The sequence below is a fragment of the Methylobacterium sp. Leaf118 genome (assembly GCF_920984675.1).
Lineage (GTDB): Bacteria > Pseudomonadota > Alphaproteobacteria > Rhizobiales > Beijerinckiaceae > Methylobacterium.
Window position 1 is genome coordinate 1 of record NZ_CAKLBV010000116.1, and the last position, 4,529, is coordinate 4,529.

General features: G+C 72.9%; 4 protein-coding genes. 3 read left to right on the forward strand and 1 reads right to left on the reverse strand.

Annotated features, from left to right (window positions below; genetic code table 11):
• Nucleotides 1–1,290 (reverse strand): exodeoxyribonuclease VII large subunit (xseA, locus tag LW587_RS23605; protein ID WP_232632010.1); only part of this gene is annotated, 1,290 nt, incomplete at its 3' end.
• A gap of 285 nt (nt 1,291–1,575) precedes the next feature.
• Between xseA and LW587_RS23610 the strand changes: the two genes are divergently transcribed.
• The 3 genes from LW587_RS23610 to LW587_RS23620 all read left to right on the forward strand — a co-directional run.
• Nucleotides 1,576–2,487, forward strand: coding sequence for an aldo/keto reductase (locus LW587_RS23610; RefSeq protein WP_232632011.1), 912 nt, complete (start codon nt 1,576–1,578; stop codon nt 2,485–2,487).
• A complete protein-coding gene (locus tag LW587_RS23615; RefSeq protein ID WP_232632012.1) occupies nt 2,477–3,193 on the forward strand; it encodes an NADPH-dependent F420 reductase in 717 nt (238 codons plus the stop codon). Before LW587_RS23610 ends, LW587_RS23615 begins: the two co-directional genes overlap by 11 nt.
• Nucleotides 3,190–4,529: NTP/NDP exchange transporter (locus LW587_RS23620; RefSeq protein ID WP_232632013.1), on the forward strand; the 1,340-nt coding region annotated here is incomplete at its 3' end. The genes LW587_RS23615 and LW587_RS23620, both read left to right, overlap by 4 nt.

Genomic DNA, 4,529 nt, shown 5'->3' on the forward strand with positions numbered 1-4,529 from the left:
GAGCACGGCTGGGTAGCTCAGCGCCCCGAGCAGCCCCGCGAGACCGCCGAGGCGATCGCGGCGGCGCTCGATCGTGCGCGCCATGGCGGTGCGCGGGCGGTGATCGATGGCCGCGAGGCGGGTGCGGGCCTCCGCCAGCGCGATGGCCGGGGAGCGGCGGGTCAGGCGGTCGGAAAGCCGCGACAGGCGCTCGCGGGAATCGCGGGCATTGGCGGCGAGCGCCGGCCGCAGTCGCGCCTCGGCGAGGTCGAGCCGCTGGCGCTTGCCCGCCAGAAACGCGTCGGCAGCGGGAACCGCCCGCACCAGCGCGCGCAAGTCCGCGCCTGCGCGCTCGATCCGCCGCAGCATGGTGCCGGCCTGCCGGGCGCCGAGATCCTGGATCTGCCCGAGCAGCTCGACCCGCACCGGGACCGCCATCTCGGCCGCTCCCGTCGGTGTCGGCGCGCGCCGGTCGGCGGCGAAGTCGATCAGCGTCGTGTCGGTCTCGTGGCCGACCGCGGCGATCAGCGGGATCGCGCTCTCGGCGGCGGCGCGCACCACCGCCTCCTCGTTGAAGGCCCACAGATCCTCGATCGAGCCGCCGCCCCGGGCGACGATCAGCACGTCCGGCCGCGGGATCGCCCCGCCGGGCACGAGCGCGTTGAAGCCCCGGATCGCGGCGGCGATCTCCTCCGCCGCCCCCTCCCCCTGCACCCGCACCGGCCAGACCAGGACGGGGCGGGGAAAGCGGTCGGCGAGCCGGTGGAGGATGTCGCGGATCACGGCGCCGGTCGGCGAGGTGACGACGCCGATCACCCGCGGCAGGAACGGGATCGGCCGCTTGCGCTCCGCCTCGAACAGCCCCTCGGCCGCGAGCGCGCGCTTGCGCTCCTCCAGCAAAGCCATCCAGGCGCCGATGCCGGCGGGCTCCATCGAATCGACGACGATCTGGTAGGAGGACTTGCCGGCAAAGGTCGTGATCTTGCCGGTGGCGACGACCTCCAGCCCCTCCTTGGGCTTCTGCCGCAGCCGCCCGAGCACGCCCTTCCAGACCACCGCGTCGATCTTGGCGGTGCCGTCCTTGAGGGAGAAATAGGCGTGGCCCGAGCCGTGCGGCCCGCGATAGCCCGAGATCTCGCCCCGCAGCCGCACATGCCCGAAGGCGTCCTCCAGGGTGCGCTTGAGCGCGGCGGCGAGGTCGCCGACCGACCATTCGGGGGCGTTGGCGGCCAGGAGCGCGGCGGGCGCCGCTTCCCCCGGCGGCGGAGGCAGCGGCACGGCGGAGGGGCGCGGCGGGGGCACGAGCGGCATGGCCCGGAGGCTACGGGACCGGGCCGGTGCGGGTAAAGGGCGGGCGGGCCACAGGTTGGGGAGGAGCGCGCCGCCGGCGCTCCGGGACGCCGCCCGGACGCGGCGCCGGCCGCGATCCCGGCCTTCGGGGCCGCGGCCATGAGTGCGCCCCTCGGGTGCGCCCCTCGGGTGTGCCCCCTTGGATGTGATTCTCGGGCGTGCCCCCTTGGGTGTGACCCTGGAGCCTGCGCCATCCCGGCCCGCCGCCCTATCTGGCTCGGACACGCCCGCGAAGGAGCCTCCCGCATGCCGCTCTCCCGCCGAACGTTCCTGCACGGAGCCGTCGTCGCTGCCGCCGGAGCCGGGTTCGGGCCACCGGCCCGCGCCGCCGAGGAGGCCCTGATCACCCGGCCGGTCCCCTCCACCGGCGAGCGGCTGCCGGCCATGGGGATCGGCACCTCGCGCCGCTACGAGGTCGCCGTGACGCCGGAGGCCACCGCCCCCCTGCGCGAGGCGGTCGAACGCTTCGTCGCCCTCGGCGGGCGGGTGATCGACACCGCGCCGAGCTACGGCACCGCCGAGGACGTGCTCGGCCTGATCCTGGAGGGGCTGCGCGACAAGATCTTCCTTGCCAGCAAGGTCGCGGCCACGGGGCGCGAGGCGGCCCAGGCCGAGATCGAGCGCTCGTTCAAGCGCCTGCGCACGGACCGGATCGACCTGATCGCCGTGCACAACCTGATCGATACGGCGAGCAACCTCGCGATCCTGCGCGGCCTCAAGGAGCAGGGACGCATCCGCACGCTCGGCGTCACGGTCTGGCGCGACGACCAGTTCCCGGAGCTGGAGACGGTCCTGCAGCGCGAGAGGCTCGATTTCCTGCAGGTGAACTACGCCCTCGACAGCCGCAAGGCCGCCGAGCGCATCCTGCCCCTGGCGCAGGAGCGCGGCGTCGCCGTGATGGTCAATGTCCCCTTCGGCCGCGACCGGCTGTTCACCGCCGTGAAGGGCAAGCCCCTGCCGGAGTTCGCGCGGGAATTCGGCTGCGCGAGCTGGGCGCAGTTCTTCCTGAAATACGTGCTCGGCCACGAGGCCGTCACCTGCCCGATCCCCGGTATGGCCAAGGCGAGCTATGTCGAGGATAACCTCGCCGCCGCCCGCGGGCGGCTGCCGGACGCCGCCGAGCGGCGCAAGATGGAGGCCTTCATCGATGCGGCCTGATTCTTTCGTTCGCCGCGGCGTCCTCGCGGCCCTGCTCTGCACCCTCGCCTTCCCGGTGGCGGCACAGTCCGAAAACCCCAAACGAATCGGGATCGTCGGAGCGGGCAATATCGGCGGTACGCTCGGGCGGCTCTGGCTCAAGGCGGGCTACGAGGTGTTCTTCTCCTCGCGTCATCCGGAGGAGCTGAAGGCGCTGATCGAGGAACTCGGCCCCAAGGCGCGGGCCGGGACGCCGGCGGAGGCGATCGCCTTCGGCAACGCCGTGCTGTTCGCGGTGCCCTACAAGGCCTATCCGGACCTCGGCCGGGAGAACGCCGCCGCGCTCAAGGGCAAGGTGGTGATCGATGCGGGCAATGCCGTCCAGGCCCGCGACGGCGCGCTCTACGACGAGGTCGAGCGGGACGGGATCGGCGCGGTCTCGGCCCGGTATCTCGCCGGCGCCCGGCTCGTGCGCGCCTTCAACGCGGCGAACTACAAGACCTTCCTCAAGCATGCGGGCCGCCCCGAGCCGCGCATGGCGGTGCCGATCGCGGGCGACGATCCGAAGGCGCTCGACACCGCCCGCACCCTCGTCTCGGATGCCGGCTTCGATCCGGTCGTGGTCGGCGAGCTGGCGGCGGCCAGGACCTTCGCCAGGACCGTGCCCGGCTTCGACCTCGACCTGACGGCGTCGGACCTGAAGGCGAAGCTCGGGGTCGCGCCTTGAGCCTGCAGGCCCGGCTCGGCCGCCTCGTCGATGTGCGGCCGGGCGAGGGGCCGGCCCTTGCCTGGTCCTGGGCCTACATCTTCGCGCTGCTGGCCAGCTACTACGTGCTGCGCCCGATCCGCGACCAGATGGGCTTGGCCGGGGGCCTGGAAAACCTGAGCTGGCTGTTCCTGGCGACCCTCGTCGGCATGCTGGCGCTGAACCTGCCCTTCGCGTGGCTGGTCCGAAGCCTGCCGAGGGCGCGGTTCGTGCCCCTCACCTATCGGTTCTTCATCCTGAACATCCTGATCTTCGCCGGGCTGATCGCCGTCACCGAGGGCGAGACGGCGGTCTGGGTGGGCCGGGCCTTCTTCGTCTGGCTGTCGATCTTCAACCTGTTCGTGGTCTCGATCTTCTGGGCCACCATCGTCGACGTGTTCACGACCGAACAGGGCAAGCGTCTGTTCGGCTTCATCGCGGCCGGCGCGACCCTCGGGGCCATCTGCGGCTCGGCGGTGACCGCGACGCTCGCCCGCGACGTGCCGACCTGGGTGCTGCTCGTGGCGGCGGCCCTGCTCCTGGAGGCCGCGGTCTTCGCCATGCGGGGGCTCGCCGGCATCATCGGGCGGCTGCACGCGGTGCCGGAGGAGGCGCGCGCGGGCGAGACCATCGGCGGCGACGTCTGGGCCGGCATCCGGCGAACCGTGTCCTCGCCCTACCTCCTCAACATCGCGCTGTTCCTGGCGCTGTTCTCGGTGACGGCGACGTTCCTGTATTTCGAGCAGGCGGCGGTGGCCAAGCGCAGCTTCGCCGACAAGGGCGCGCAGACCGCCTTCTTCGCCACCGTCGATCTGGCGGTGAACGCCCTGACGCTCGGCGTGCAGCTGTTTTTCACCGGCCGCATCGTGAAGCGGCTCGGCGTGGGCGTGACCCTGGCGCTGCTGCCGGCGGCGAGCATCGTCGGCTTCGCGGCCTTGGCCCTCTCGCCGACGGTGGGGGCGGTGGTGGTGATCTACGTGCTGCGCCGGGCCGGCAACTTCGCCATCGCCCGGCCGATCCGCGAGGTACTGTTCACGGTGGTCCCGCGGGAGGACCGCTACAAGGCCAAGAGCTTCATCGACACGGTGGTCTACCGCCTCGGCGATCAGATCGGCGCGTGGTCCTATGCCGGACTCTCGGCGCTGGGCTATGGCGGCCAGGCCGCGGCGGTCGTCGCCGTGCCGCTCTCGGCCGCCTGGCTCGCCAACGCCCTCTGGCTCGGTCGGGCGCAGGTCGCCCGGCAGGCGGCGGCCGAGGCGGACGCCCTTCCCCCGGCGGGCCGGGAAACAGGCAGGCCGGTGCGGGCCGGGCCGCCCTG